Raw genomic sequence first — 25,705 nt, forward strand, 5'->3', positions numbered from 1 at the left:
TGAAGTCACAGTGCCAGCGGGCCACCGGACCGCCACGTCACCGCGTGGCAGCGAAGTCCGCGAGGCGTCGGCACGCCTCCTTGATCGTCTCCGGGGACACGGCGAACGTCAGCCGCAGATATCCCTCACCGGCGGGGCCGAACGCCGACCCGGGAATTGTGGCGAGCCCGTGGTGCCTGAGCAGTTCGAGCGCGACGTCCCACGAACTCAGACCCCAGTCCTTGACGTTGGCGAACGCGTAGAACGTCGCCTCGGGGCGCAGCACGCTCATCCCGTCGATGGCGTTGACCTCGTCGACGATGAGGTCACGGCGCTGCGCATACGACTCGACCATCTCTCCCACCACCGACTGCGGGCCGGTGAGCGCGGCGATCGCCGCCTCCTGGACGAAGCCCGGCAGACTCGAGGTCAGCCCCTCCTGGAGCAGCGGCATCGGTGCGATGAGATCGGCAGGGGCGATGACGAACCCGCACCGCCACCCCGTCATCGCATAGGTCTTCGAGAAGCTGCCGATGACGAGGTGCCGGTCGAACCCGGGCCGCACCTCGGCGATCGAGGTGAACGTCGCATCGTCGAAGACGATCTCGTCGTAGACCTCATCGGAGATGATCGTGAACCCGAACTCCTCGGCGAGGTCGACGATTCCCTCGAGATCGGCTCGATCGATGACCGAGCCGAGCGGATTCGACGGGGAGTTGAGGATGATCGCCGCGGTCCGCTCGGTGATGGCGGCCCGGACATCCTCGGCGCGGACCTTGAAGCCGCTGTCCTCGCGCACGGGCACGGGCACGGCAACCGCGCCGAGGCGGTGGATCTGACCGCGGTAGTTCGGGAAGCTCGGATCGGCGATGATGACCTCCTGCCCGGGCGAGACCGTGGCATCGAGGGAGAGGGTGAGCGCCTCCATCGCCCCGAAGGTGACCATGACGTTCTCGACGCCGACCGGCCGTCCCCAGCGGGCCGCGTACTTCTCCGCGATCGCCTCGCGCAGCCCCGGGATCCCGGCATTGGCGACGTAGCGGGTCTCATTGTTCTCGATCGCCCGGATGCCGGCGGCTTTGATGTGCTCCGGCGTGGGGAAGTCCGGTTCGCCGACGGTGAGCTTGACGGCGTCGGGGTGATCGAGCGCGAGGTTGAACATCCTGCGGATGTCCGAGGCCGGGTACGTCTGCGCCATCGGCGAGATGCGCTGGTGGTCCGGGGTCGTCATGGTCGCACTCCTTCATCGTCGCTGCCCTCTCACTGAGTCTGGCAGATCGCAGCCCGGCCGCGTGACAGCAGCACGGCCCGCGAACTCGCGAACCCGAGGAACTCCAGGTCGAAATGGTCAGATTTTCCGTCGGATTCTCTGTCTGGAACGACCTGAAGTCGGAGGAGCCCGGCCTACTCTGCGAGGCCGGCGAGCCGCGCGCCGAAGCGGGCGAGGAGGCTCGTCCGCTGCGCGTCGGTGATGCGCTCCCACTCATCGGCGAGGTTGAAGATCTTGTACATCGACCGGATGCCGAGCCACCGGATCGGCTCGGGCTCCCACTGCCCCGAGACGTGATCGTTCCACGGCAGGGCGGTCAGCGGCGTCGGCGTGCCGGCCGCCCGGTCGAGGAGCGTCTTCGCCGCCAGATGCGTCGCCGTCACCCCGTGTCCGGCATACCCGCGCGCCACGCCGATGCGCTGTGCGGGGTCGAAGAAGATCCCGGCGCACCAGTCGCGCGTCACCCCGAGCGCACCCCGCCACGCGTGGGCGACCTCGACGTCGAGCGTCGGGAAGAGCGAGGACAGCCGCGTGCGGAGCAGGTCGACCACCTCGGCGGGGACCCGTCCATCACCGGGCAGGCCCGAGCCGAACGCATACGGCGCACCCCGGCCGCCGAGGGCGATCCGATCATCGGCGGTGCGCTGGGCGTAGATGAAGGTGTGGGCGGCATCGCCGAGGCACTCCCGGCCCTCCCAGCCGATCTGCTCCCACGTCTCGGCCGGCAGCGGCTCGGTGGCGATCATCGAGGAGAACACGGGAATGACCTGGCGGCCTTCGAGGCCGGGCAGGTCACCGGCGACGGTGTCCGAATACCCTTCGAGGCAGACGAAGATCGTCTCCCCGCTGACCGGGCCGCGTTCGGTCGACACGAGGCCGGTGCCGATGTGCCGGGCCCGCGTGCCCTCGCAGATCGTCACGCCGCGCTCGCGGAGGACGCGGGCGAGTCCTTCGGTGAGGAGCGCCGGGTCGATGCGCGCGGTGCCGGGCACGAAGACGCTGCCCTGCGCGTTGTCGACGTTGATCCTCGCCCGCGTCTCGGCGGCGTCGAGGACGTGCATGTCCTCGGGCCCGTAGCCGAACCGGCGGTTGCCCTCGACGAGGTCGTGGAGGCGGGCCATCCCGGCCGCGGACTGGGCGACGTCGATGTGCCCGCCGCGCACCGCCTCGGCGTCGATGCCCTCGGTCTCGAGCACGTCGAGGACCTCGTCGATCGAGTCGAAGAGCGCGGACTGGAAGGCCCGGACGCTCTCGACGCCGGTCCGCCGGGCCGAGCCGACCAGGCCGTCCGGGTCGTCGATGACGGCGCGGTCGACCGCCTCGGCGAAGCGGGCCCGATTGCCGGGCATGAGTGTGGAGAGCCACCCGCCGTTGCGGCCCGAGGCGCCGTAGCCGACGGTCTTCGCTTCGATGACCGTGATCGCCCAGTCGGGGTGGGCCTGGCGGGCGCAGTAGGCCGACCACAGCCCGGTCATGCCGCCGCCGACGATGACGAGGTCCTGCTTGGCAGAGGGGAGTGGGGTGGGGATGGGCGCGGCCGGCGACTGCGCCAGCCAGAACGACGCCTCACCGTTGAGGTAGGTCAATGGAGCTCTCCTGATCGAGTGCGCCCGCCCGCTGCGAGCGTACGGATTCAGTTCTATCCCATGACCAGTCCTGCTGTAAACAGTCGTTCGTTCTCGTGCAGGATCATGAAATCGCCGAGGCGGCTCCGGATTCCGTGCTCGCGTTCCGGTTCCGCTCGCTACACTGGGCGCATGAGCGCAACGGAGCCGATCGACACGACCACCTACCCTCTCGACCACGAGCCGATCGAGGAGTGGCAGCGCCTCGACCCCGCCGAGGCTGTCGCGCCGGGCGGAGAGGCAACGCCGCCCGCCGCGGAAACGACGACGGCGTTCGCCGAGCTCGGGACGATCGGCGACGTCGACTACGGACTGTGGGAGATGAGCCCGGGCGCGATGCGCGATGTCGAGGGCGACGAGGTCTTCCTCGTCATCTCCGGTGCCGGTCGCATCGAATTCGACGACCCCGCGCAGGAGCCGGTCGTGCTGGCACCCGGCTCCCTCGTCCGCCTGACCGCGGGGATGAAGACGCGGTGGTACATCGATAAGGCCCCGCTGCGGAAGATGTTCATCGCCCCGAACGAGGGGTGACGCCGAGCCCTGCTCGCGGACGAGGCTGACGCCGACCCTCAGGCTGCGGACGGCGCCGAGCCTCAGGCCGCCTCGGCGATGAGGGATTCGATCGCGGCGACGACACCGGTGATCGCGAGCTCGAGACCCCTGGCCGAACGGTCGTCGTCATCCCCGAACGGCGCCGCACGCTGCAGGTGCGGGACCGCATGATCGCCCGGCTGCCACATTGGCACCGGGGCACCGCGATCGAGCGCCGATCCGAGGACGACCGCGTCGAGCATCGAGACGACGTCGACTTGGTCCTCGGCGGGGATGCCGATCTCGTCGAGGATCGCGAACGCGACCTCGTAGATCCGCAGCGTCGGCAGGTCGTCGACCGGGGAGCCGACGAGCAGCGGCATCGCGGCGGGCAGCTTCGCCATGTTCGCCCGGTAGCTGCGGATCCACGCCCGCAGCCGGTCCTGCCACGGGGCGCCCTCCGCGGTCGCCGCACGCAGGTCGATGCGACCGTAGAGCGCCTCGCGCATGAGGTTGATGATCTCGTCGCGACCGCCCCGGACGTGGTGGTAGAGCGATGACGGGTTGACCCCGAGCTCCTTCGCGATCCCGGGAATCGTGAAATCGTGATCGCGCTCGACCATCGTCAGGGCCGCCTCGGCGATGATGCTGGGGGAGAGGATGTTCTTGCTCGGTCGCGCCATGGCGTCATTCTCTCAGAGCGTCGCGCATCCCCTCCCGTCAGGAGGCGGTCAGTGGACGATGACCGTGCGGCCCTGGGCTCCCGCGCGCATCGCGTCGAAGGCCGCATTGGCCTCGTCGAGGCCGACCCGATCGGTGATGAGGCGGTCGATCGGCAGCTTCCCCGCGCGGTAGAGCTCGGCGAGCAGCGGGAAGTCGCGGCCGGGAACCGTCGATCCGTAGTTCGAGCCGACGATCCGCTTGCCCTCCTCGGCCAGGAGCAGGGCGTCGACGGAGACCGGATCGTCCTCCGGGGGCAGGCCGACGACGACGGCGGTGCCGCCGGGCATCAGGCACTCGGGCATCTGCTCGATCGTCTGGCGCCGGCCGATCGCCTCGAACGCGTAGTCGACGCCGGTCCCGGTGAGCGCGGCGACCTCGGCGGCGAGGTCGGGTCCCGACGTCAGCGTGTGCGTGGCGCCGAACGATGACGCGAGTGCGAGCGCCTCGTCGGAGATGTCGGCGGCGATGATCGGGTTCGCTCCGGCCAGCGCGAGGGACATGATGATGCTCAGTCCCACCCCGCCGGCGCCGATGACGAGCGCCGAGCGGCCGGGTTCGACCGCGGCGTCGTTGACAACGGCGCCGAAGCCGGTGGCGATCGAGCAGCCGATGAGGGCGGCGACGTCGAAGGGGACGTCGTCGGGGATCTTCACCGCCGCCTGCTGCGCGACGACGGTGTACTCGCTCATCGACCCGACGGCGAGGTACGGGTAGACGGGGGCGTCGTCCTGCGCGAACGCCGTCGTCCCGTCGGGCAGGAGTCCGGCCGAGGCGCCGCTGCCCGTGCACACCCACATGCGGCCGGCGCGGCAGGCCGCGCAGTGCAGGCAGGGGTAGAACCAGCTGAGGACGACGTGGTCGCCGACGGTGAGGTCGGTCACGCCCTCGCCGGTGGCGACGACGGTGCCGGCTCCCTCGTGGCCCATGACGGTGGGACTCGGCAGGTTCCAGTCGCCGTCGAGGACGTGCCGGTCGGAGCCGCACACCCCCGAGGCGCCGAGCTTGACGAGGACCTGGCCGGGGCCGGGGTCGCGGACGACCACCTCGGCGATGGTGAGGTCGGGTCCGGCGGTGTGGATGGCGGCACGTGAAGCGGTGGGCATGTCTCTCCTTGGTGATGGTGCGCGGTGCAGTGGGCTGGAAGGCTCGCCGAGGCGGTCGGTCCTCAGCGGGCCGGATGCCGGGAGGCGTAGGCGACCCGGAAGATGAGGAGGTAGATGAGGCCGGCGACGAATGCGGCGGGCAGGGCGGCGGTGATGACCGAGAACGCCGGGGCGGTCTCGAGCGTGACGGGGTTGTAGAGCCAGACGTAGAACGCGGCGCCGGCGATCACGGCGACGATGCCCGCCCAGTTGACCCCGCCCGTGTACGCGTAGAGTCGGCCGTGCCCGCCGAGGTGGAGCTCGCGCAGGTCGATGTGCTGGCGGCGGAGGACGAAGTAGTCGGCGAGTGCGACGCCGCAGATCGCGGTGAGGAACGCGCCGGAGAACGACACGAACACCATGAACTGCTCGTACATGAACTGGGGGAAGAACGTCATGATCGCGGGCAGGACGAAGAACGCCGCCGTGAGCGCCTTCCACGGCACCCGTCTCAGCGCGTGACCGGCGGACTGGCGGATCGCGAGGATCGTCGAATAGACGATCGAGGACATCGACGTGATGTTGGCGAACCCGATGAACGCGAGGACCGCGACCCCGAGGATCGGCCCGCCCAGCGGCACCATCCAGTACGTCGGATCGGAATCGCCGATCGTCAGGGCTGCGGCCATCCCGACGGCCTGGGCGATGAGGGTGGCGAAGAACAGGGCGCCGAAGGCGGGCCAGACGGCTGCTCGGCGGCTCTTCGTCATCCGCGCGAGCGAGCCCATGACCGGGTACCACGAGACCCCGACGCCGACGTTGAACTCGACGGCGACCATGAAGTTGAGCGTCGGATCGTCGAACGGCGCCAGCGGGACGCGTCCCGCAGGGTGTCCCACGAGGTGGTCGCCACGAGGACGATCATCATGACGACGGTGATGATCGCGAGCCCCGGGGCGACGAACTTGTTGAACTTCCCGATCGTCACCGGACCGCGGGAGAGGACGAACCATGCGATGCCGATGGCGACGAGGCCGCCGATCGTCACGAGCGGCCCGTACTGATCGAACTCCGCTCCGACGAGTGTGCCCGCGACCTGGCTCGTCGCGCGCCCGGCCATGACCGCCAGCAGCGAGGACCAGCCCATCTCGGTGACGAGGATGATCGTGAAGACGATGAGGCCGACTCCGACGACGCCGAACGCGCCGCGCAGCAGTGTGTACTGCTCGGAGCCGTAGCGCTGGGAGGCCGGCACGGAGGCGAGCACCATGAAGCACAGGCCGATCGCGTTGCCGATGATCATCGCCGCGACACCGTCGGCGAATCCGACGAGCAGGGCGGTCGAGCCGCCGACGAGGAACGCCCACGTGGCGATCGCCAGTGCTGTGTTCACCCACGTGAAGTCCCAGCCCGACCAGGTCCGCTCGGATTTCAGCAGCGGGAACGTGCCGTAGATGCGCTCCTGCTGCAGTTCGCGGCTGACCGGGTCCTCGTCGGCCGTCGCGGCGCCGACCGTGTGATCCGGTGCCCCGTTCACAGCGCCACCACCAGCAGGCCGATGAGGCAGGCGGCGACGGCCGACCCGGTGTAGACGGTGAGCTCTGTCGCCGACAGCGGCAGACGCGAGGGATCGGCCGCCTCGGTGGATTCGACGATCGCGATTCTGCGCTCGATCTCCTCGGCGACGGCGGGTGAAGTGCCGTTCGCGGCCATGGTGGACGCGAACTCGCTGTGCGGTGTCATCGGTGACTCCTCGGGCTTTCGGTGGTCGGGTCGAGGGCAGCGGCTGCGATGCGCTCGACGAACCGGACGGCCAATAAACCAAATCCGATTTGGTTTACAATTGTCACTGACCGGCGAAGGTGCCGTCAATGGTGTCGGGAGGAAAACTTCCGCGCGGAGGAGGGGATGCTCCATGAGCGAACAGCGCACACCGGAACGTGCGGCCAGTTCGGGTCCGGCCGGCGCGGGTCCGGCGGTGGCGATCGGGATCGTCCAGGCGGCCGCCCGCATCGACGACATCGACGGCAATCTGTCGACATTGCGGCGCGGGGTCGCAGAGGCACGGGACCTCGGCGCCGAGGTGGTGGTCACGCCCGAGCTCTTCGCCACCGGCTACGACCCTGCCCGGGCCTGGACCCACGATGGGGTCCGGGTGCGGGAGGGCCTCGCCGCCATCGCCGGTGACCTCGGGGTCGCGCTCGTCGCCTCAAGCGTCGACGAGGTCGGTGCCCGTCGGTTCATCGCGGCGTCGTTCCTCGACGACTCCGGCACCGAGCTCGCCCGGGTCCACAAGCGTCACCTCTTCGACATCGAACGCGAGTTCTTCACGCCGGCCGCCCGCTGCGGCGACCTCGTCGACTGGCGGGGCATGCGCTTCGGCATGGGCATCTGCTACGACATCGAGTACCCGGAATTCGCCCGCGCACTCGCCGAGGCGGGGGCCGAGGTGCTGCTCGTGCCGACCGCCGTGCCCTCATCCTCCGGTGACGAGCCCCGGGACCCGGCCCTCGCGTTCTCGCCGACACAGACCTCGACGCTGCTCGTGCCCGCGCGCCCTCGAGAACGGTCTCGCGATCGCCTATGCCAACCACAGCGGCGAGGGCTTCACCGCCCACAGCTGCCTCGTCAACCCCAACGGCCGCATTGTCGATCTCCTCGACCGCGGTGCCGGCGTCGCCGTCACCGTGATCAGCGCCGCGGAGATCGCTGAGGCGCGAGCCCGCAATCCCTACCTCGCCGACCTCAGGCGCCTGCGCGGCTGAGGCGCTCGCCCCTGAGCCGCGGAGAATCGTCCGGCGACCTCAGTCGGGCGACCCCGACCCGCGCGCAGGCCCGCCCGACATCCCACCCGCCCGGGCGACCACCTCGGCGATCGTCTGCGGGTCGGAGATGACAAGGCGGAGCTGCACCTTCGCGATCGTCTCAGGAGGGACGTCGGGGGTGTCGTGGGGCCAGAACATCGCTTCGTTGGCCACGGCGTCGAAGAGCTCGAGGACGGCGTCGGGGTCCTCGGCGATGAACTGGCCGGCGGCGATGCCGTCCCGGAGGACCGCGTCCATCGTCGCCGGGCGACGTCGACGGCGGCACCCCAGGCGGGGAACTTCTCACCGAGCGCCGGCGGCAGGCGGAAGAGCCAGCGCGTGTCGAACTCCCCGCCGAGCTCGATGGCCATCTCGTCGCGGAAGAGTCGGAAGAGGTCGACGGCCGGATCGTCGGCGGACCGTGCGAATCCCCCGCTGAGCAGGGGCGAGGCCGACACGCGGGCCACGATGAGCTCGTGGCCGATCGCCTCCTTGCCCGCGAAGTAGTGGAAGAGCGAGGGCTGCCGGATGCCGACCGCCTCGGTGATCGCCCGCGTGCTCGCCCCCTGAAAGCCGAGCTCGGAGAAGAGGCGGGCCGCTTCGCGCAGGATGCGCTCCCTCGTGTCGCCGGTGCTGCTCGCATTCGTCGGCCGCGCCATCGCCGTCCTCTCGTGGTCGTCGTCTCGACTCAGCCTAACGGCTCTTCCCAGGGAATCTATCGAGTGATAGATTGTCGTTTAACCTATCGACTGATAGGTTAATTCGCCGGGCGCAGCGCCGCGCCCCGCACCCCATCTCCTTCCGAAGGGACGCACCGTGGCTCTCCCTCCCGCCGACACGGCACCGAACCCGACTGTCCGCACTCGCGGCATCGGCACTCCCGGACTTGTCTTCTTCGTCCTTGCGGCCGCCGCGCCGCTGACGATCCTCGCCGGCTTCGTGCCCCTCGGCATGCTCGCCGGCGGGGACGCAGTCGTCCTCGGCTTCTTCTACCCCGGTCTCGTCTACCTCCTCTTCGCCGTCGGCTACACGACGATCGCCCGCCACGTGCCCGGCGGCGGGGCCTTCCTCACGTACATCGCCGCCGGCCTCGGCGCCCGCACCGGGTCAGTGGCGGGAATGGTCGCCTACGTCGGCTACCTCGGCGGACAGATCGGATTCACCGCCTCGGCGTCGGTCTTCGCGTCCCTGACGATCGAGGGGTTCACCGGTCTGGCGGTCCCGTGGCTGCCGATCGCCCTCGTCATCACCGGCGCCGTGCTCATCCTCGGCCTGCGCCGGGTCGGGGTCGGCGCGATGACCGTCGCCGTCCTCCTCGTCGCCGAGGCGGCGATCCTCGCGATCTTCGCCGTCGCCGTCCTCGTCCAGGGCGGTCACGAGGGGCTGACGCTCACCGCCTTCGCGCCGGAGAAATGGGTGAGTGCGGCCCTGCCCGGCGTCTTCGTCCTCACCTTCGTCGCGTTCGTCGGCTTCGAGCAGACGACGGTCTACCGGACCGAGACCCGCAACCCCAACCGCACGATCCCCCGCGCCACCTACCTCGCCGTGACCGTCCTCTTCCTCGGCTACACCGTCGGCGCCTGGGTGATCCTCCAGGCTGCCGGGCAGTCCCGCATCACCTCCCTGCTCACCGGCGATCCCTCCCAGCTCGTGTTCTCACTCAATGACGAATTCGTCGGCACGGCGATCACGCCGATTATGCTCGTGCTCGTCGTCACGAGCTTCTTCGCAGGAGTGATCGCACTGCAGAACACCTCGTCCCGTTACCTCGTCAACCTCGGCCGCGGCGGCCTCATGCCCGCCGGCCTGTCCCGGCTCGCGTCCTCGGGAAGCCCGCTGACGGCGAACTTCGTCCAGACCGGCCTCGTCCTCATCGTCCTCTGCCTCTTCGCCGCCGTCGGCGCCGACCCCTACACGCAGATCGTCACCTGGACGAACACGCCGACGATCATCGCCGTCCTCCTCCTGCAGATCCTCACCTCGCTCTCCGTCGTCGTCTTCTTCCGCCGCCGAGGCGGTCGAGAGCGGGCGTGGAACCGGATGATCGCCCCGCTCGCCTCCGCTGTCCTCCTCACCCTCGCGCTCATCCTCCTCATCTCCCAGATGGGCGCCCTCACCGGACTCGGCCCGGCCGGCAACGCCTGCGTCATCGCCCCGCTCGTCCTCGCCGCGGCCTGGGGTCTCCTCCGGGCCAGCCGGATCGACGCGGCCCGGGCGACGCTGGCGACCCTCGGTGCCGACGCCGCGATCGACTCCGACACCTCCAACCCTGACTCCAGCCCCGACCCCCACCCCGACCGAAAGGACCCCACCCCATGAGCGCACGCCTCGACTACGCCTGGTCGACCCCGAGAGGGCTCATCGAACGCCCCGGCGAATACCCCGGCACCACCGAACTCTGGGGCTACAGCGACCGGTTCGCCTACCGGTCCGGAGAGACCGTCGACCTCCGGGTGCACACGACGGCGGAGGCCTTCGACGTCGCGATCATCCGCGACGGCGCCCGCCCCGAAACCGTCTTCACCGCCACCGGCCTGCCGGGAACGCGGCAGGAGACCCCCGCAGACGCCTACGCGAGCGGGTGCGGGTGGTCGAGCTCGCTGCAGGTCGACCTGAGCGCGGACTTCGCTCCCGGGTACTACCTCGTCGTCTTCTCCACGACCGACGACCACGGTCGCGACGTCGAGCAGGAGTCCTTCTTCATCGTCCGCCCGGCCGGTCCCGCCGACGTCGACGTCCTCCTCGTCCACGCCACCTCGACGTTGCTCGCCTACAACGACTGGGGCGGCGGCAACCACTACCGGGGGCTGCCCGACGGCGACCGCAACGACATCCCCTCCCCGTACTCGTCGATGCGGCGCCCGATCGCCCGCGGCATGCTGCGCAAACCGGTCGGCGCACCCCGCAACGCCCACCTCGACGTCAGCGTGCCGATCGGCTGGGAGCCGCGGCATCCGACGTACGAATGGGCGTGGCAGCGCGGGTACTCCCGCCACCACAACGACGCCGGCTGGGCGAACTACGAGCGTCCGTTCACGGTGTGGGCCGAGGACCAGGGCTACCGGGTCGGTCACATCACCCAGGTCGAACTCCACGCGGAACCCGACGTGCTCGACGGGTACGGCTGCGTCGTCATCGTCGGCCACGATGAGTACTGGTCGTGGGAGATGCGCGACACCCTCGACGCCTACGTCGACTCCGGCGGCCACGTCGCCCGGTTCGGCGGCAACTACGTGTGGCAGGTCCGCCTCGACCTCGATGAGGGCGTGCAGACGTGCTTCAAGGACCCGACGGCCGACCCGATCGCCGAGACCGACCCGAGCCGGCTGACGACGGCGTGGGATGCCCCGGCGATCGGCCGGCCGGGGGCGGCGACGATGGGCCTGACCGGGCTCGGCGGCGCGTACATCCGGTACGGCTCGGCGGTGCCCCGCGGCAGCGGCGGCTTCACCGTCTACCGGGAGAACCACTGGTCGCTGGCCGGCACCGACCTCTACTACGGCGACGTGTTCGGCCAAGCGCCCCTGTGCATCGCGGCCTTCGAGGTCGACGGCTGCGACTACACGTTCCGTCACGGCCTCCCGTATGCCACCGGCGAGGACGGGGCGCCGGAGAACCTCGAGATCATCGCGATGGCCCCCGCGGTCTCCGGCGGGGAGGACCGGTGGGGCGGACGCGTGCCGATCGGGGCACCCGCGGCCGAACTCGCCGATCTCTTCGCCGGCATCTACCCCGACGGCCCGCCCCCGCACCACCAGGGCAACGGCTACGGCTCGGCGATGATGGCCGCATTCACCCGCGGCGACGGCGAGGTCTACTGCGCCGGCACGACCGACTGGCCCTACGGCCTGGCCGCGAACGACCCCTTCGTCACGACGATCACCCGCAACGTCCTCGACCGCTTCATCGCCGCCGGGACCACCGGCGCCGCCCACCCCGCCGCCGACCACACCGCATCGGAGAAGGAGACCTCATGACCACCACCGTCCAGACGCTCACCGAGGCGGCCGACCGGGTCGTCATCCCCGACCTCGCCGACTACGACGCCCACTCCGAGGGGTGGACGGAGACGGAGTTCCGGGTCGAGACCGGGCCGACCAGCGTCGCCGGACGCTGGGCGGGCGAACCCGGCTGGGTCGAATTCGACTCGTGGCCGTACCGGGAGTTCTGCGTCATCGTCTCCGGTCGGGTCGCCGTCGAGAGCCGCGACGGCGCCCAGCGCTTCGAGTACGGCCCTGGTGAGGCGTTCACGATCCCGCAGGGCTTCGCCGGGCGCTGGGTGACGCTCGAACCGACGCGGAAGGTCTTCATCGGCGTCACAGAGTGAGCCGGAGCAGGACCCCTTGACGCGGTCGTCTATCGTGTGAGGAAGACGCCGCCCACCGCTCCGCGCGGAAAGCGTCGCCTCCCACCAGCTGCACCACCGTTCCCTGCGGCACCGCTGCCGGGGAGCGGGCGTTCGAAGGAGCCGCCGATGAAGACTGCCCAGCGACTGAATGACCTCGGCACGGAGACCGCTTTCCGGGTCGCCCAGGCCGCCGCCGATTGGAAGGCGCAGGGGAATCGGGTCTATCCGTTCCACCTCGGCGATCTCGATTTTCCGATGGCCCCGCACATCGTCGAGGCGATGAACCGGGCGATCACGGACGGCAGGACCGGGTACTGTCCGGGGCCCGGGATCCCCGAGCTGCGGGCCGCGCTCGCGGAGGACATCGGGTCCCGGCGCGGTCTCGACATCGATCCCGCCGAGGTGGTCGTGACCACCGGGGGCAAGCCGGTCATCACGAAGTTCCTCCAGGCGGTCATGGATCCCGGTCGGTCCGTGCTCTACCCGAATCCCGGGTTCCCGATCTATGAGTCGCAGATCGAATACCTCGGCGGGCGGGCGCTGCCGTACCGGTACGTGCCGACCGCCGACGGGTTCGCCATCGACCTCGACCATCTGCGGGCCTCGATCGACGAGACGACGGTGGCGATCATCTACAACGATCTGCAGAATCCCATCTCCGCGGAGTCGACGCCGGGGGAGCGGGAGGCGATCGCGCAGATCGCCGCCGAGCATGACCTCTGGGTGCTCTCCGATGAGGCGTACTTCGAGATGCGCTACGGCGGTGAGTCCGCGTCGATCGCCGCCCTGCCGGGGATGCGCGAGCGCACCGTCATCCTCTACACGTTCTCGAAGAAGTTCGCGATGACCGGGTCCCGGCTCGGGTGCGCGGTGGCCCCGAAGGAGGTCGCCGAGGCGATCTCGACGATGAACACGAACGACGAATCGTGCACGACCCACTACGTCCAGTGGGCGGGGATCTCGGCGCTGCAGGGACCGCAGGAGCCGGTCGCGGAGATGCTCGACGTGCTCCGCGCCCGCCGCGACGCCGCGTGCTCGCTCATCAACGCGATCCCCGGCATGGAGGTCGCCGTGCCGGAATCGACGTTCTACATCTTCCCCGACGTCACCGAGGCGATGGCGAGCAAGGGGATCGCGACCCTCTCCGACTTCTCCACCCAGGCCCTCCACGACACCGGGGTCTCGTTCTGCACCCGCGAGCACTTCGGTCGCCCGCAGCCGGGGGAGGAGCAGAAGTACATCCGGCTCGCCTACTCGGGCATCGGCGAGGACGACATCATCGAAGGGCTGACGAAACTGCGCGACTGGGTCGAGGCCGGGTGAGCCAGGGGCGGTGTCGTCACCGCAGGCGGAACGTCGCCGTCTCCACGGCGTGGCGGGCGGCGGCGAGCGTCTGCGCCGAGGTCTGAATGCTGCTGTCGATGACGTGGTCCTCCAGCTCGCCGAGGTGGCTGAACTGATCCCACATCGTCGTGATCGGCTCCTCGTCGGTGAGGTCATCGGGGCCGGTGCGCGCGGTGGCGCGGTCGAGCGCGACCTCTCGGCTCGGCCGGAGGACGAGGTAGTGGACGGGCAGAGGATCAGGGTGCCGGGTGAGAACCCGGAAGTGATCGAGCATCCATGGTCCGACGATCCCATCGACGATGACGGTGTAGTCGCCCCGCGCGTAGATCGCGGCAGCGTGGACGATGACCTCCATGACCGTGTGGTTCTGCGCCTCGGACTCCGGCAGGTAGGGCGGGATGGCACCGGAGGCGATGAAATGCCAGAAGTCGTCGGTGTGCAGGTGGACGGACCGTGGGAAATCGTGCGCCAGGGCGCGGGCCGTCGTCGACTTCCCGGCTCCGGGAGGTCCGGCGAGGATGATGACATCGGCGCTCATGGTCGTCAGTGTACGGGCCGCGCATCGGACCACCAGGCTTCCTTATAGCTCTACCGACCGATGCATCTCTGCCGACCGATGAATCAGGGGCGGTGAGCGGTCACCGGCGCCGAGGCGGTCGCACCGCTGCGCGCCCGGCGTCCGTGAGCAGACCGACGGTGCGAAGCCAGGCGATGGTCTCGGCGAGCATCGTCGTCAGCGAGGTGCGTCCCAGTCCGAGGGTCGTGCGGGCAAGCGAATCGTCGACGAGGAGGTTTCCCGTCGCCCGCCGATATTTCGCCAGGCTGAGTTCGGGTTCGGTTCGCGTCAGGGCGGCTTTGGCCTGACTGGCGGCGAAGAGTGCGGCCATCACCGAGGCGGGAGTGGCGCGGGTGGGCGCAGGTCTGCCGAGCAGCCAGGCGATCGTCTGCACCACCTCGAGGAAGCCGGCTTCGACTCCGCCGAGGATGATGTTGCCGCCCTCGACCGGGGCGTCGACGGCGGCGAGGTGGGCGGCGACGACATCGTGCACCGAGATCCACGTCGCCGCCCCCGGTGGGACGACCCGCAGGCGATCGGAAGCGAGCGGCAGGATGAGCTGCCGGGACCAGTTCGCGGCATCGTAGCTGCCGATGATGTTGACGGGGTTGAGGATGACGGTCGACAGCCGTCCGTCACGGTCAGCCGCCGTGATGAGCTCTTCGGCGGCCCGTTTGCTCTTCCCGTAGTTGTCGCCCTTGACGGCGACGTTCGACGCCGAGGACTCGACGAGGCGGACGCCGGGCTGATACCCGTAGGCGGAGATCGACGAGGTCGCCACGAGCCGTCTGGCCCCGGCGCGCTCGGCGGCGGCGAGGAGCTCGCGGGTGCCGTCGACGTTGTCGCGGAACTGTGCCTGCGCGTGACGGGACCACGTCGTGGTGTTGCCGGCGAGGTGGAAGACGACCGGGTGCCGCAGCCCGGTGAGCGCGGCCTGCAGCGACGGTGGGTCGAGGAGGTTGCCGAGATGGACGTCGGCTCCCGGCGGCAGCAGGTCGGACCGGTCCTCTGGGCGGCAGAAGGCGGTGACGTACCACCCGTCGTCGACGAGGCGCTCGACGAGGTGGCGACCGAGGAAACCGGCGGCTCCGGTGACGAAGGCGTGCGCTGACATGATGCGTGTCCGTTCTCCCGAGTTCGATACCGTCAGTATTGCATACCATTGGTATCCAATACCAGTGGTACTGTCGAGGGCATGGCGAAGACCACTTCCTCGACTGCGCGTCAGCGACAGCGCCCGACCCGCGAGCAGACCCGCACCCGGGTACTCGCCGCAGCCGCCGACGTCTTCTCCGCCCGGGGCTTCACGCAGGCTTCGGTCGATGAGGTCGCGGGGGCGGCAGGGCTGACGAAGGGCGCGGTCTACTCGAGCTTCGGCAGCAAGGACCAGCTGTTCTTCGAGGTGCTCAAGGCGCGGACGGCCGAGCGGATCTCCTCGATCGTCACCGCCGCCCGCGCGGCCGGGGAGCCGGACTCCCCGGATTTCGCCCGCGGGCTCGCGACGCGGCTGGCGCGCTTCACCACCGACGACCCGACCTGGCACCGGGCGTTCCTCGAGTTCTGGGCCTCGGCGATGCGCGAGGGCGGCACCGGCGCCGCCGACCTCGAGGCGAGCAGGCGTCAGCTGCGCGAGGCGATCGCCGCGGAACTGAGCGCCGCCGGCATCGCTGAGGCCGAAGAGCTTGCGGTCGTCATCCTCGCCCTCTCGAACGGCCTCGCAGTCGAGGGCGCAATCGACCCTGATGCCACCGCCGGGATCTACGAATTCGCCCTGCAGCGTCTCCTCGCCACCGCCTGACGCCCTGCGTTCGGACGCGACCCGGGGTGCTCGCCCGACGGAACCACCGGGCGCTGGTCGACTAGGGTGAGGTGACCAGCCGACATCGAGTGAACCGGAGCCGTCCTGCGCCTGCGACCCCGCCACAGCCAGATCATCACGATCTCCGATGACACGCGCTCATCGGTGAGCATGATCCCCGCACTGCTCGTCGGGGTCGTCGTCATCGTCGGTCTCGGATTCTCCCCTTTCGGCGCCGATTCAGCCGGTTTCGTCGATGCGACGCAGCGACTCATCGCCGTCTTCCTCGTCGCGTGGCCGGTGTACGCGCTGGTCTACCTCCTCTGGACCCATGCCGGACTGCAGGACCTCACGGAGACGGAGCTCACCGTCCACTCGCGCTGGGCCATCGCACGCAGGCGCCGCTGGACGTCGATCCTCTTCGGCGGCGGCGGTGCCGTGTCGTGGACGCTCGTCGCCGCCTTCGTCGCCATCATGCTCAACGTCTACCTCGTCACCCTCGGATCGAGCGTGGAGACCGTCATCGCCGGTGCCCTCGGCGTCGCCAACGTCATCGCCTCGTGGGCGGTCATGGTCTACTCGTTCGCCCTCGACTACATGCGCCTCGACCTGCGGGACGGCGGAAGCCAGGCGGCACGCCACCTCGAGTTCGACATGGAAGAGGATCGGGCCTTCAGCGACTACCTGACGTTCTCCGTGCTCACCTCGACGATGACGGCGGCGCTGCCGGGCCGAGCCATCACCCGCGCCGGGTGGAGACTCGTGCGCACCAACGTCATCGTCGCGTTCGCCTTCAACTCCGTCGTCGTCGCCACACTCGTGTCGATGATCCTCTCCTACGTCATGGAGCGTAGCCGAGCCTCCGGCCGGCTCGGATGCTCGGCTGAGCCCGCGGGATCAGAGCCGCCAGCAGCTGTTGAGCGGTGACCGACCGGCGAAGGTCGTCGACGTGAACGCCTCGACGCGCGGCAGCGAGGCGAGGTACCCGCCGATGTGCGTGGGCGCGAGATTGTCGGCGAAGGTCACCGACCTGCCCGCATCGCACCAGGCCGCGGCGAGCCCCCGGCCCTGCGCGAAGGGCACGACGTCGTCGAGGCGGCTGTGGTTGACGAGGACGGGAATGTCCGGGATCGCCGCCGTGCCCAACCGCTGCTCGTCGAGGACTGCGGTGAACTCCTCCTCGACGAGCTGCTGGAAGTCCCCGCCGTTCTTCGTCAGCGTGCTCGTGTCGACGAAGGCGTTGGTGAGAACGGCTTCGACCGTGCACTGGCCTGCGGCGCGTTCGACCGTCTCCTGGCCCTTCTCGTTGAGGTGCTCGCTGAGGTCGATGCCCGCCTGCTCCGCGAACGAATCCGCCCCGAAGAGGAGGAAACCCGTGTAGACGCCCGAGAGGCTGCCGACAGCGTCGTTGAGGTCGGTCGGAGCGGCCCCCGCCGAGGCGGAGGTGAGATTGAGCTCGGGAGCCCACTCAGCGGCGAGTTCGAGGGCCGCCGCCGTCGCCTGCCCGCCCTGGGAATAGCCGCGCAGCTGCAGCTGCGTCTCCGCATCGATGCCGCTTCCCTCGACCTGTTGGACGGCGCGGGCGGCGTCGAGCACGGCTCGGCCCTCTTCGACGCGGTTGAGGTAGCGGTGCGGACCCTCGGTGCCGAGTCCGATGTAGTCGACGACGATGACCGGACGGTCGGCGGCCAGCGCCGAGGTCACCCCGATGCCCTCGTACTCCGTGCCCATGCTCAGCTGTCGGCTGGGAGCGCACTTGTCGGCAGTGCCCTGCGTGCCCGGGGCGATGACGACGGCGTCCTGCGCCGGGCCGTCGGAGTTCGCGGGGCTGAGCAGGGTGGCGGTGGCGGCACGGGCAGTGCCGCGTTCGTCGGTGGTGCGGTACATGAACGTCGTCGTCTCCGCGTTGTGCCTGATGAGCCGGACGGGGTCGAGGTAGAAGTCGGATTCGGCCTGCCTGACGACTGCGCCGTTCTCCTCCGGCAGCGTGGCGGGAGTCTCATAGAAGTCCGCGGGAACACCGGAAGCCGGGAGCTCCTCGACGGCGGCCGCGTATTCGACATCGGCGACGGTGATCTCGTCGGAGGATTCGACGACCGACCGTGCCTGTTCGACGCTCACTCCGGCGGGAACGCTGCTGCGATCGAGTTCGGCGGGATCCTCGGCGGCCCGCTCGTCATTGAGGCGTTCGGCTTCGGCGTCCGTCGTCGGAACGGGGTCGGCGGCGTGGGCCGGGGTCGCGATCGTGCCCACCGCCAGCGCGAGGCCGGCGACTGCGGCGGTGCCCATCGTGGTCAGTCGTCGCAGGGGCGGAGTCATTGTCGGTCGACGTGTGCTCATAGGTCTGCATTCCTGTTCTGTCGTGGATCTCGGCGGTGAGAGTGCGCGAACAGCCGACCGCCCGGGCTTCGGTGGAGCCGCGGGGGTCGACCAGGACGGGGTGCCCGTATGGTGACCGGCGCCACACATCCTACCGAACAGAACGACTGATCGGTAGTAAGTCCTCGGTCGGCCCGGCCAGCCCATCGCCCCGCGGCAGGGGCCGCGCACCGACTGATCACCGGCAATTCATCGACACTGACCCTGATCGGGCGTACGCTCAAAATCGGGTGCCGACCGTTGTGTCACTGCTCTGCCTGCGTGATCGTCGGCTGGTCACCGCGAACCGGCGGACGTCATCGCCACCGGTTCGATCACCGCCACGATTGCAAAGGAGCAACCATGCGAGCATCTGTGTCCGAGGGAGTCGGCTCACCGTTCACCACGCGGGACGTCGACATCGACGAACCGCGCGAGCGCGAGGTCCTCATCGATGTCAGGGCGTCGGGTCTCTGCCATTCCGACCTCCACATCGTCGAGAGCGGCTACGGCTTCCCCTTTCCCGCCGTGTTCGGCCATGAGATCGCCGGCGTCGTCGAGGCGGTCGGATCCGAGGTCACGACGATCGAAGTCGGCGACCACGTCGTCGGCTGCCTCATCCAGTTCTGCGGGGTGTGCACGACGTGCCTGTCCGGGCGCACCTACGAGTGCCCGAACCCGCAGGCGACGGTGCGCGGACCTAACGAGCCGTCGCGCCTGAGCGCCGAGGACGGCACGGCGATCGCCTCGGGGTGGGGTCTCGGCGGCTTCGCCTCCCAGGCGCTCGTCCACGAGAACCAGCTCGCCGTCGTCCGCGACGATCTCCCGTTCCCGCAGGCGGCGATCATCGGGTGCGCGGTCGTCACCGGGGCCGGATCGGCGATCAACACCGCCGGTGTGCGCGTCGGCGATTCCGTGGCCGTCATCGGCACCGGCGGGGTGGGGCTCAACGTCATCTCCGGCGCGCTCCTGGCCGGAGCCACGCACGTCATCGCCATCGACATCATCGACGCGAAGCTCGAGGTCGCGAAGAGCTTCGGCGCCACCGAGGTCATCAACTCCTCACAGGTCGACGCCGTCGAGACCGTCAGGGAGCTCACCGGGGGAGGGGTCGACCACGCGTTCGAGGTCATCGGACTGCCGGCCACCCAGGAGCAGGCGATCGCGCTGCGCCGCGTCGGCGGGCACGCCTACCTCATCGGCATCGCCAAGCCCGATGCCACGGTCACCCTCGACACCTCGCTCGCCGCCCTCGTCAGCCATGCCAGTGTGCAGGGCGTGAGCATGGGATCGACGAACCTCAAACGCGACATCCCGATGTACGCCGACCTCTACATGCAGGGGCGGCTCAACCTCGACGGGCTCATCAGCCAGGAGATCTCCATCGACGACGTCGACGAGGCCTACGACAAGCTGAGGAAGGGCGAGGTCATCCGCTCGATCATCACGCGCTTCTAGACGCTGACGGCCGCCTCGGCGATATTCCCCGCCGAGGCGACCGTCAGCTCAGCGCGCGAGGAGTCCTCAGGCGGGATCGAGGACGAAGTCGTAGACGGTGACCTCTCCCTCGCCGTCGGGGTTCGGCTGCGGATCGAGGAGGAGCTCGGGCTTGACCGCCGAGGCGATGTCGTCGTCGTTGTGCGGATCGCCGGGGAAGTAGAGCTGCGAGGTGATGAGCTGGTGGTCCGGCGCATGCACCTTGAAGTGCAGGTGAGCCGGCCGCCACGCATGCCACCCGGCGGCCGCGATGAGCTGGCCGCAGGCCCCGTCGGTGGGGATCTGATAGGGCGCGGGCCGGATCGTGTGGATCTCGTACTCGCCGTTGTCATTGGCCGTGAACGTCCCCCGCAGGTTCCACTCCGGCAGTCCCGGCGCGAACTGCGAATAGAAGCCGAGATTGTCGGCATGCCAGAGCTCGAGCTTCGCCCCCGGCAGTGGAGTGCCGTCGACCGCGGTGACCTGGCCCTTGAAGACGAGCGGTGTCCCCGGTTCGTCCTCGCGCATCGGGATCGTGCCGTTCCACTCCAGCTCCGGTGAGCCGCCGAGGTAGTACGGCCCTTCGATCGTCCCCTTCGACCCCTCCCGGTCGGCATTGGCGACCTCTTCGACGGAGTGCTCGAGCCACACGTCGAGGAAGAGCGGCCATTCGCCGTCTTCCCCGACCTTGATGAGCCACGCCTTGAACGCGTTGTACTCCTCGTAGCTCAGCTGCTCCTCGATGACGAGGTCGTTGAGCGCCTTGATCGCCTTGCCGGCGAGGAGGGCGACGCGCTCCTGGTCGACGGCGGCGGTGCTGCCGCCCTGCGCCTGCCTTTCGCGGAAGCGGGCCGAGGCGTTGGCGCCGGATTCGGCGGCCTTCGCCGTGACTTCGGACTGGAAGCTGTTCTCGGACATTGTCTCTCTCCTTCGGGTGATGTGAGTGCGGTGTCAGATGTGGGAGGGGTGGGTGGCCAGGGGTGTGACATGGATGCGCATGTGCGGGAAGAGCGGCAGGCCGCTGAGCAGCTCATGGAGTTCGTCGTTGTCGGTCACGTCGAAGACCGAGTAGTTCGCGTACTCCCCGACGATGCGCCAGATCTCCTTCCACCGGCCGTCGCGCTGCAGCTCCTGGGAGTAGGCCTTCTCGCGGGCGAGCAGCTCCGTCGTCTCTGCCGCGGAGAGGTCGGTGGGAAGGGTGACGTCCATTCTCACGAGGTACAGCATGGGAGGCTCCTTCGGTTGTCGACTCTGTGTCTCTGGTCGTCGACTCTGCGTCGTCGGGCGGGACAGCGGAGTCGGGCGGGTCAGTCGATGCGGTAGTGGGCGAGCTTGTCCTCATCGACGACCGTGCCGACCCCCGGGTCGGTGGGGGCGGCGACGCGACCGTCGACGATGCGCAGCGGTTCGGCGGCGAGGTCGTCGGCCATGTCGAGGAAGTTCGAGAGCTCCGCGGGGTAGCGCGAGGAGTGCTCGAAGGCGGCACCGAAGGTCACGGTGGCGATGCTCCCGAGCTGCGTGTCGATCTGGTTGCCCATGAGGACGTCGAGGCCGAGCGCCTCGGCGAAGGCGAGGATCTTGCCCGACTCCGTGAACCCGGTGCGCGCAGTCTTGATCGACAGGGCGCTCGCCCCTCCCGTGTGGATCTCCCGGGCCGCCGCGCCGAGATCGGGTGCCGACTCGTCGGCGACGATCGGGATCGGGGAGGTCGCGACGAGGCGCCGGCGGCCGAGCACCTCGGCGGCGTCGTCGGGCTCCTCGAAGAACCGCAGATCCGCCCCGGGCGTGGCCGCGAGCATCTGTGCGGCCTCGGTGGCCGTCCACCCGCGGTTGGCGTCGAGGTAGAGGAGGACATCGGGGCCCACGGCCTCCCGCAGCGCGGTGACGAGGTCGACGTCGACGCCGACCGGGCGCCTGCCGACCTTGATCTTGAACGACCGCACCCCGTGCGTGTCGATGAACGCGAGCGCCTCGTCGACGACCGCCTCGGTGGGGGCGAACCCGAGCATGTGGGTCACCGCGAGCGACTCGCAGTACCCGCCGAGGAGCCGGTGCACGGACACTCCGGCCGCCTGCCCGATGAGGTCCCAGAGGGCGACGTCGATGCCGCCCTTCGCGGTCTGGTTGCCGACGGTGCGGCGCAGGTGGGCGTGGATGCCGGCCCGGTCGAGGGGATCGGCGCCGAGGAGCGCCTCGGCGAAGACGCCGTCGATGACGGCGATGACGGAGGCCAGGGTCTCCCCGTACGTGTAGGGCCGGGGCGGGATGTCGGCGCAGCCGGTCAGCCCGTCGTCGGTGTGCAGGCGCAGGAGGACGTGCTCGATGTGGTCGACGGCGCCGCTGGCGAACGCGAGCGGTTTGCGCATGGGGATGCGGTAGGGCACGGTCTCGACGGCGGTGATCCTCATGACGCGTCCTCCTCGGCGATCGCCGCTGCGACAGGGGGCTCGGCGATGGCCGCGGCGACGACCTCGGTGATGATCGCCGTCATCCGCTCCGTCGCCCGGGAGTCGTCATCGGCTCGCCGGGCCAGGGAGAGCTCGGTGCGCGGGGCGTCGACGATGGTGCGGAATTCGACACCGGGCAGCGCCAGCGCCGAGGCGGTGCCGGGGACGATCGCCATGCCCAGTCCCGCGGCGATGAGGGACATGAGCGTCGAGGTCTGGGATGCGCGGATCGCGTAGTCCGGGGTCCGGCGGTGAGCGCCGAGGAAGTTCGCCGTGGTCGTCGACATCACCGAGGTCTCCGGGTAGCCGACGAGGATGCGTCCGCTGATGTCGGCGGCCGTGATCGCGTCGGCGTCGACGAGGTCCGAATCCGAGGGGAGTGCGGCGATGCAGGGTTCGGAGCCGATGGTCTGGCACTCAAGCCCCGTCGCCGGGGTGGTGCCGCGCAGCAGGGCGATGTCGACGGTGCGGTCGAGCAGCTGGGTGACGAGCTGCGGGGTGATCATCTCGCCGCTCACGCTCAGCTGGAGGCGGGGTGCCAGCGCCGCGGTGCGGCGCACCACCTGCGGCATCACCCCGTACGTCGTCGAGCCGGTGAAGCCGAGGCGCAGCGGGCCCTGGAGTCCGGAGCCGATGAGACCGACCTCGGTGCCGAGGGTGTCGAGTTCGGCGAGCACCCGCTCGGCCTCCTCGAGCAGGTGGGCGCGGCCGGGGTGACGGTGACCGAGCGCGTCGTGCGGTGGAGCAGGGTCGTGCCGAGCTGGCGTTCGAGTTTGCGGATCTGCTGCGAGAGGTAGGGCTGGGCGAGGCCGAGGCGCTCGGCGGCCCGCCCAAAATGGCGTTCCCTGGCGACCATCGCGAAGTTCTGCAGCTGGCGGGTCTCGAGCATCATGCCCGCACGGAGGTGAGCGGGCCGCGGGTCGGCGCGGCAGACGTGGGTGGGATGAACATCGTCGTTCCTCTTCCAGTGATCTCGAGGGTTCTCCGTCAGACTATGCGCGGGGCCAGGACTTTTAAAGAACCAATTTCGTCTCGATTGAGACGCCCAATGCATGAATAGCGATTGCCGGGTCGCCCGCGTCGACGCTGATGCAATTCACCGTTGTGAATGCACTTTAGTGGTATTAAAGTGAATGAGAGCGGAGCTGCTCGTGCTCCGCTGACGCTGCGATGAGGAGGTGCGACCGTGATGATCGAGGAGAACGACCCGCGCGAGATGCTCGCCCGGGCCGAGCGGGCCAGCGACGACGTCCGGCGAAGGGGCGCCTGGTATCCGCCGATGATGGTCGGCTTCGGCCTCGTGACGATCATCATCATCGGCGCCCTGCCCGCGGTGCGCGGCACCTGGGACGGCCTCCTCTTCACCCTCGCCGTGGTCGTCGGGGCGGGACTCCTCTACCGCTGGAAGTCCCGCCAGGAGATCCGTCCGGCGAGCAGGGCGCACACGTGGAGATGGGTCGCGGCCTGGGCGATCCTCTATGCGGTCGCCGTCGTCTGGGTCGGGCCCGTCGTCCTCGGGGATCGGATCGATCTGTGGCTGCTCATGGGGATCGTCGTCGCGCTGCCGGCCTTCGCCGAGGCGGCCCGGGCGTGGAGGAGGAATCGCCGATGAGCCATCCGCGTCACTCCCTCGATCCGCGCATCCACGCCCCGGTGCGGTTCTCCCTCATGGCGGCGCTCGCCGCGACGGGAGAAGCCGACTTCAAGGCTCTGCGCGAGACCCTCGAGGTCAGCGAATCGCTGCTCTCCCAGCACATGCGGGTCCTCGAAGAGGCCGGTTACGTCGACATCCGCAAGGGATTCGTCGGCAAGCGCGCCCGCACCTGGCTGTCGCTGACGCCCGAGGGCCAGGCGGCCTTCGCCGCGCACTGGGAGACCCTCAGCGCCATCGCCGCGAGCCCGATCGCCGCCCCTTCCACCACTGATTGACCCGTTTTCGCCACTGACTGAGTCGGCCGCCCTGCGTGGGCATCGCGGCCGGTGAGGAGATCACCATGTCCACTGTCCCTACCCCGTCGCGCCCGAATCCGTCCACATTGCCGGCACCGCACGGGCGCCAGTCCGGGTGGATCGAGCTCGGCGTCGGCTTCGCCGTCTTCGTCATCCTCACCCTCGGGCTGACGATCCTCCTCAAGCCCGCCGTCAGCCCCGAGGCGTTCAGCATCGTCCTCATGGGTCTGTCGTTCATCGCCGGCACCGGCGGATTCGCCGCCGCGGTGGCCGTGCGCCTCCGCTCCGTCTCCGCCTTCGGACTGCGTCCTGCGGCCGGAAAGTGGCTGCTCCTCGGTGTCGTCGGCGGTCTCATCGCCTTCGCACTGAAGTTCCCGGCCACCTGGGTCTATGTCGCCGTGACCGGGGATTCGGGCAATGCGCAGAGCGACTGGTCGCAGACCGCGGCGACCGGACTCGTTCCCCTGCTGCTCGGACTCGTGCTCCTCGGGGTGCTCACCCCGATCGGAGAGGAGCTGTTCTTCCGCGGCGTCGTCACCACCGTGCTGCTGCGGTACGGTGCGATCGTCGGCGTCGTCGGCAGCGCACTGCTCTTCACGATCCTCCACGGCGTTCCGCAGACGATGCTCTCGGCCTTCATCGTCGGCCTCATCACCGGCGAACTCCGGCGACGCAGCGGCTCGGTGTGGCCGGGCATCATCGCGCACATCATCTTCAACATCCTCAGCACCGGGCTCGCGTTCCTCGTCGCGCCCGCCCTCGGCGGCTGACCGCCACCCCAACCACCCGGTCGCCACCCCGACCACCCGTCTGACCAGGAGGAACCATGACCACGCTGACACTGCACTCCCGCCGCACCGGCTTCCCGGCCCGCTACGAGATCACGGGGTCCGGATTCCCGACGACGCGGATCGGCTCGCGAGCCCTGCGCCGAGGCGGTGAGATCGTCATCGACGACGCTCGCTTCGAGTTGACCAGCGGGTCCTTCGGCACCGCATACTCCCTGCGGCCGATGGCGCGCGCCTCCGCGCCCGACGGGCCGGCGAATCCAGTGGCAGCTGCCGAACGCGCCGGAACCACCGGGTGGACAATCGCGGCGGGAGACCGCGAGTACCGCCTCGCGCCGGCCCCGGACTCGCGTGACCTCGAGCTGCGCGACGGCGCCGGCGCGCTCTGCGGCCGGATCGGCCGGACCGGCTGGTCGAGCCGCGGCATCGACGCGGAGTTCGACGGTCTCGACCGGCCGCTCGCCGTCTTCGTGCTCTGCCTCGGTCTCGCGACCGGCCAGCGACGCCGCCGCACTGTCACGGTCGCCGGCGGATAGTGTCCGAAATATCGGACAGAACTTGAGCCAGACCACTTCCGTCCGCGCTCCCAGCGGACACAATGGAAGGGTAGTCAAAGACGATTCGGC

Annotated in this window: 29 protein-coding genes and 1 pseudogene; 13 read left to right on the forward strand and 17 right to left on the reverse strand. The window is 69.5% G+C overall.

What is annotated here, in order from left to right; all coding sequences use genetic code 11:
* Positions 1-37: 37 nt before the first annotated feature.
* Positions 38-1,210 carry a pyridoxal phosphate-dependent aminotransferase gene (locus tag AC2W7K_RS10870; protein WP_486006158.1) on the reverse strand — a complete coding sequence of 391 codons (1,173 nt, stop codon included), beginning with the start codon at positions 1,208-1,210 and terminating at the stop codon, positions 38-40.
* 173 nt (positions 1,211-1,383) lie between these two features.
* Complete coding sequence (locus AC2W7K_RS10875) at positions 1,384-2,835, reverse strand: NAD(P)/FAD-dependent oxidoreductase (RefSeq protein WP_486006159.1); 1,452 nt, start codon at positions 2,833-2,835, stop codon at positions 1,384-1,386.
* A gap of 171 nt (positions 2,836-3,006) precedes the next feature.
* Here AC2W7K_RS10875 and AC2W7K_RS10880 point away from each other — a divergent pair, with 171 nt between their 5' ends.
* Positions 3,007-3,405, forward strand: a complete 399-nt coding sequence (locus AC2W7K_RS10880) for a cupin domain-containing protein (RefSeq protein WP_486006160.1) — start codon at positions 3,007-3,009, stop codon at positions 3,403-3,405.
* A 62-nt stretch (positions 3,406-3,467) separates the two neighbouring features.
* Here the strand turns inward: AC2W7K_RS10880 and AC2W7K_RS10885 are convergent, their stop codons facing one another.
* The 5 genes from AC2W7K_RS10885 to AC2W7K_RS10905 form a co-directional block, all read right to left on the reverse strand.
* Positions 3,468-4,088: a TetR/AcrR family transcriptional regulator C-terminal domain-containing protein gene (locus tag AC2W7K_RS10885; protein ID WP_486006161.1), complete on the reverse strand. Its 621-nt coding sequence runs from the start codon at positions 4,086-4,088 to the stop codon at positions 3,468-3,470.
* A gap of 48 nt (positions 4,089-4,136) precedes the next feature.
* On the reverse strand, positions 4,137-5,231 hold the full coding sequence (locus AC2W7K_RS10890) for an alcohol dehydrogenase catalytic domain-containing protein (RefSeq protein WP_486006162.1): 1,095 nt from the start codon (positions 5,229-5,231) through the stop codon (positions 4,137-4,139).
* Positions 5,232-5,293: 62 nt separating this feature from the next.
* Positions 5,294-6,049, reverse strand: a complete 756-nt coding sequence (locus AC2W7K_RS10895) for a cytosine permease (protein ID WP_486006163.1) — start codon at positions 6,047-6,049, stop codon at positions 5,294-5,296.
* Positions 5,977-6,747, reverse strand: a complete 771-nt coding sequence (locus AC2W7K_RS10900) for a purine-cytosine permease family protein (RefSeq protein WP_486006164.1) — start codon at positions 6,745-6,747, stop codon at positions 5,977-5,979. The genes AC2W7K_RS10895 and AC2W7K_RS10900 overlap by 73 nt, the downstream gene beginning before the upstream one ends.
* Positions 6,744-6,953 (reverse strand): hypothetical protein, encoded by a 210-nt coding sequence (locus tag AC2W7K_RS10905; protein WP_198500296.1) that lies wholly within the window; start codon positions 6,951-6,953, stop codon positions 6,744-6,746. The genes AC2W7K_RS10900 and AC2W7K_RS10905 overlap by 4 nt, the downstream gene beginning before the upstream one ends.
* Positions 6,954-7,125: 172 nt before the next feature.
* On the opposite strand from AC2W7K_RS10905, the gene AC2W7K_RS10910 reads away from it, so the two are divergent.
* Complete coding sequence (locus tag AC2W7K_RS10910) at positions 7,126-7,923, forward strand: carbon-nitrogen hydrolase family protein (RefSeq protein WP_486006165.1); 798 nt, start codon at positions 7,126-7,128, stop codon at positions 7,921-7,923.
* Positions 7,924-8,014: 91 nt separating this feature from the next.
* Here AC2W7K_RS10910 and AC2W7K_RS10915 read toward each other — a convergent pair whose 3' ends face one another.
* Entirely contained in the window at positions 8,015-8,272 is a 258-nt protein-coding gene (locus tag AC2W7K_RS10915; RefSeq protein ID WP_486006188.1) for a hypothetical protein, read from the reverse strand.
* Positions 8,273-8,508: 236 nt separating this feature from the next.
* Positions 8,509-8,673 (reverse strand): annotated as a pseudogene (locus AC2W7K_RS10920) (TetR/AcrR family transcriptional regulator); the annotation flags it as partial.
* Between the two features lie 157 nt (positions 8,674-8,830).
* Here AC2W7K_RS10920 and AC2W7K_RS10925 point away from each other — a divergent pair.
* The 4 genes from AC2W7K_RS10925 (at position 8,831) to AC2W7K_RS10940 (ending at position 13,685) form a co-directional block, all read left to right on the forward strand.
* Positions 8,831-10,333, forward strand: coding sequence for an APC family permease (locus AC2W7K_RS10925; protein WP_486006166.1), 1,503 nt, complete (start codon positions 8,831-8,833; stop codon positions 10,331-10,333).
* Complete coding sequence (locus AC2W7K_RS10930) at positions 10,330-11,991, forward strand: N,N-dimethylformamidase beta subunit family domain-containing protein (RefSeq protein WP_486006167.1); 1,662 nt, start codon at positions 10,330-10,332, stop codon at positions 11,989-11,991. Before AC2W7K_RS10925 ends, AC2W7K_RS10930 begins: the two co-directional genes overlap by 4 nt.
* Positions 11,988-12,341 (forward strand): cupin domain-containing protein, encoded by a 354-nt coding sequence (locus AC2W7K_RS10935; RefSeq protein WP_486006168.1) that lies wholly within the window; start codon positions 11,988-11,990, stop codon positions 12,339-12,341. The genes AC2W7K_RS10930 and AC2W7K_RS10935 overlap by 4 nt, the downstream gene beginning before the upstream one ends.
* A 147-nt stretch (positions 12,342-12,488) precedes the next feature.
* Positions 12,489-13,685 carry a pyridoxal phosphate-dependent aminotransferase gene (locus AC2W7K_RS10940; RefSeq protein ID WP_486006169.1) on the forward strand — a complete coding sequence of 399 codons (1,197 nt, stop codon included), beginning with the start codon at positions 12,489-12,491 and terminating at the stop codon, positions 13,683-13,685.
* Between the two features lie 16 nt (positions 13,686-13,701).
* On the opposite strand, the gene AC2W7K_RS10945 is transcribed toward AC2W7K_RS10940, so the two are convergent.
* Together AC2W7K_RS10945 and AC2W7K_RS10950 are read right to left on the reverse strand one after the other, a co-directional pair.
* Entirely contained in the window at positions 13,702-14,244 is a 543-nt protein-coding gene (locus AC2W7K_RS10945) for an AAA family ATPase (protein WP_486006170.1), read from the reverse strand.
* 100 nt (positions 14,245-14,344) lie between these two features.
* Positions 14,345-15,376: an NAD-dependent epimerase/dehydratase family protein gene (locus AC2W7K_RS10950; RefSeq protein WP_486006171.1), complete on the reverse strand. Its 1,032-nt coding sequence runs from the start codon at positions 15,374-15,376 to the stop codon at positions 14,345-14,347.
* Between the two features lie 81 nt (positions 15,377-15,457).
* Here AC2W7K_RS10950 and AC2W7K_RS10955 point away from each other — a divergent pair, with 81 nt between their 5' ends.
* Both AC2W7K_RS10955 and AC2W7K_RS10960 read left to right on the forward strand, forming a co-directional pair.
* On the forward strand, positions 15,458-16,060 hold the full coding sequence (locus AC2W7K_RS10955; protein ID WP_486006172.1) for a TetR/AcrR family transcriptional regulator: 603 nt from the start codon (positions 15,458-15,460) through the stop codon (positions 16,058-16,060).
* Between the two features lie 171 nt (positions 16,061-16,231).
* On the forward strand, positions 16,232-16,987 hold the full coding sequence (locus AC2W7K_RS10960) for a DUF1345 domain-containing protein (protein WP_486006173.1): 756 nt from the start codon (positions 16,232-16,234) through the stop codon (positions 16,985-16,987).
* Here the strand turns inward: AC2W7K_RS10960 and AC2W7K_RS10965 are convergent.
* Positions 16,958-18,349 (reverse strand): lipase family protein, encoded by a 1,392-nt coding sequence (locus AC2W7K_RS10965; RefSeq protein ID WP_486006174.1) that lies wholly within the window; start codon positions 18,347-18,349, stop codon positions 16,958-16,960. The two genes, AC2W7K_RS10960 and AC2W7K_RS10965, sit on opposite strands and share 30 nt — an antisense overlap.
* Before the next feature lie 432 nt (positions 18,350-18,781).
* Between AC2W7K_RS10965 and AC2W7K_RS10970 the strand changes: the two genes are divergently transcribed.
* Positions 18,782-19,876, forward strand: coding sequence for a zinc-binding dehydrogenase (locus tag AC2W7K_RS10970; RefSeq protein ID WP_486006175.1), 1,095 nt, complete (start codon positions 18,782-18,784; stop codon positions 19,874-19,876).
* Between the two features lie 66 nt (positions 19,877-19,942).
* On the opposite strand, the gene catA is transcribed toward AC2W7K_RS10970, so the two are convergent.
* The 5 genes from catA to AC2W7K_RS10995 all read right to left on the reverse strand — a co-directional run bounded on the left by catA (position 19,943) and on the right by AC2W7K_RS10995 (position 23,233).
* A complete protein-coding gene (gene catA, locus AC2W7K_RS10975; RefSeq protein WP_211978339.1) occupies positions 19,943-20,812 on the reverse strand; it encodes a catechol 1,2-dioxygenase in 870 nt (289 codons plus the stop codon).
* A 33-nt stretch (positions 20,813-20,845) separates the two neighbouring features.
* The gene (catC, locus tag AC2W7K_RS10980; RefSeq protein WP_211978338.1) at positions 20,846-21,121 is read right to left on the reverse strand and encodes a muconolactone Delta-isomerase; all 276 of its coding nucleotides are present in this window, start codon (positions 21,119-21,121) and stop codon (positions 20,846-20,848) included.
* Between the two features lie 80 nt (positions 21,122-21,201).
* On the reverse strand, positions 21,202-22,302 hold the full coding sequence (locus tag AC2W7K_RS10985) for a mandelate racemase/muconate lactonizing enzyme family protein (protein WP_211978337.1): 1,101 nt from the start codon (positions 22,300-22,302) through the stop codon (positions 21,202-21,204).
* Positions 22,299-23,018 (reverse strand): LysR family substrate-binding domain-containing protein, encoded by a 720-nt coding sequence (locus AC2W7K_RS10990; RefSeq protein WP_486006176.1) that lies wholly within the window; start codon positions 23,016-23,018, stop codon positions 22,299-22,301. The genes AC2W7K_RS10985 and AC2W7K_RS10990 overlap by 4 nt, the downstream gene beginning before the upstream one ends.
* Positions 22,913-23,233 carry a LysR family transcriptional regulator gene (locus AC2W7K_RS10995; protein WP_486006177.1) on the reverse strand — a complete coding sequence of 107 codons (321 nt, stop codon included), beginning with the start codon at positions 23,231-23,233 and terminating at the stop codon, positions 22,913-22,915. Before AC2W7K_RS10995 ends, AC2W7K_RS10990 begins: the two co-directional genes overlap by 106 nt.
* Before the next feature lie 297 nt (positions 23,234-23,530).
* Between AC2W7K_RS10995 and AC2W7K_RS11000 the strand changes: the two genes are divergently transcribed.
* From AC2W7K_RS11000 to AC2W7K_RS11015, 4 genes are all read left to right on the forward strand, one after another.
* Complete coding sequence (locus AC2W7K_RS11000; RefSeq protein WP_486006178.1) at positions 23,531-23,953, forward strand: hypothetical protein; 423 nt, start codon at positions 23,531-23,533, stop codon at positions 23,951-23,953.
* Positions 23,950-24,270, forward strand: coding sequence for a winged helix-turn-helix domain-containing protein (locus AC2W7K_RS11005; RefSeq protein WP_486006179.1), 321 nt, complete (start codon positions 23,950-23,952; stop codon positions 24,268-24,270). The genes AC2W7K_RS11000 and AC2W7K_RS11005 overlap by 4 nt, the downstream gene beginning before the upstream one ends.
* Before the next feature lie 65 nt (positions 24,271-24,335).
* On the forward strand, positions 24,336-25,061 hold the full coding sequence (locus AC2W7K_RS11010; protein WP_486006180.1) for a CPBP family glutamic-type intramembrane protease: 726 nt from the start codon (positions 24,336-24,338) through the stop codon (positions 25,059-25,061).
* Positions 25,062-25,117: 56 nt separating this feature from the next.
* Positions 25,118-25,615: a hypothetical protein gene (locus AC2W7K_RS11015; RefSeq protein WP_486006181.1), complete on the forward strand. Its 498-nt coding sequence runs from the start codon at positions 25,118-25,120 to the stop codon at positions 25,613-25,615.
* Positions 25,616-25,705 lie beyond the last annotated feature (90 nt).

It is taken from the genome of Brevibacterium sp. LAARM2_SD2, from assembly GCF_057364785.1.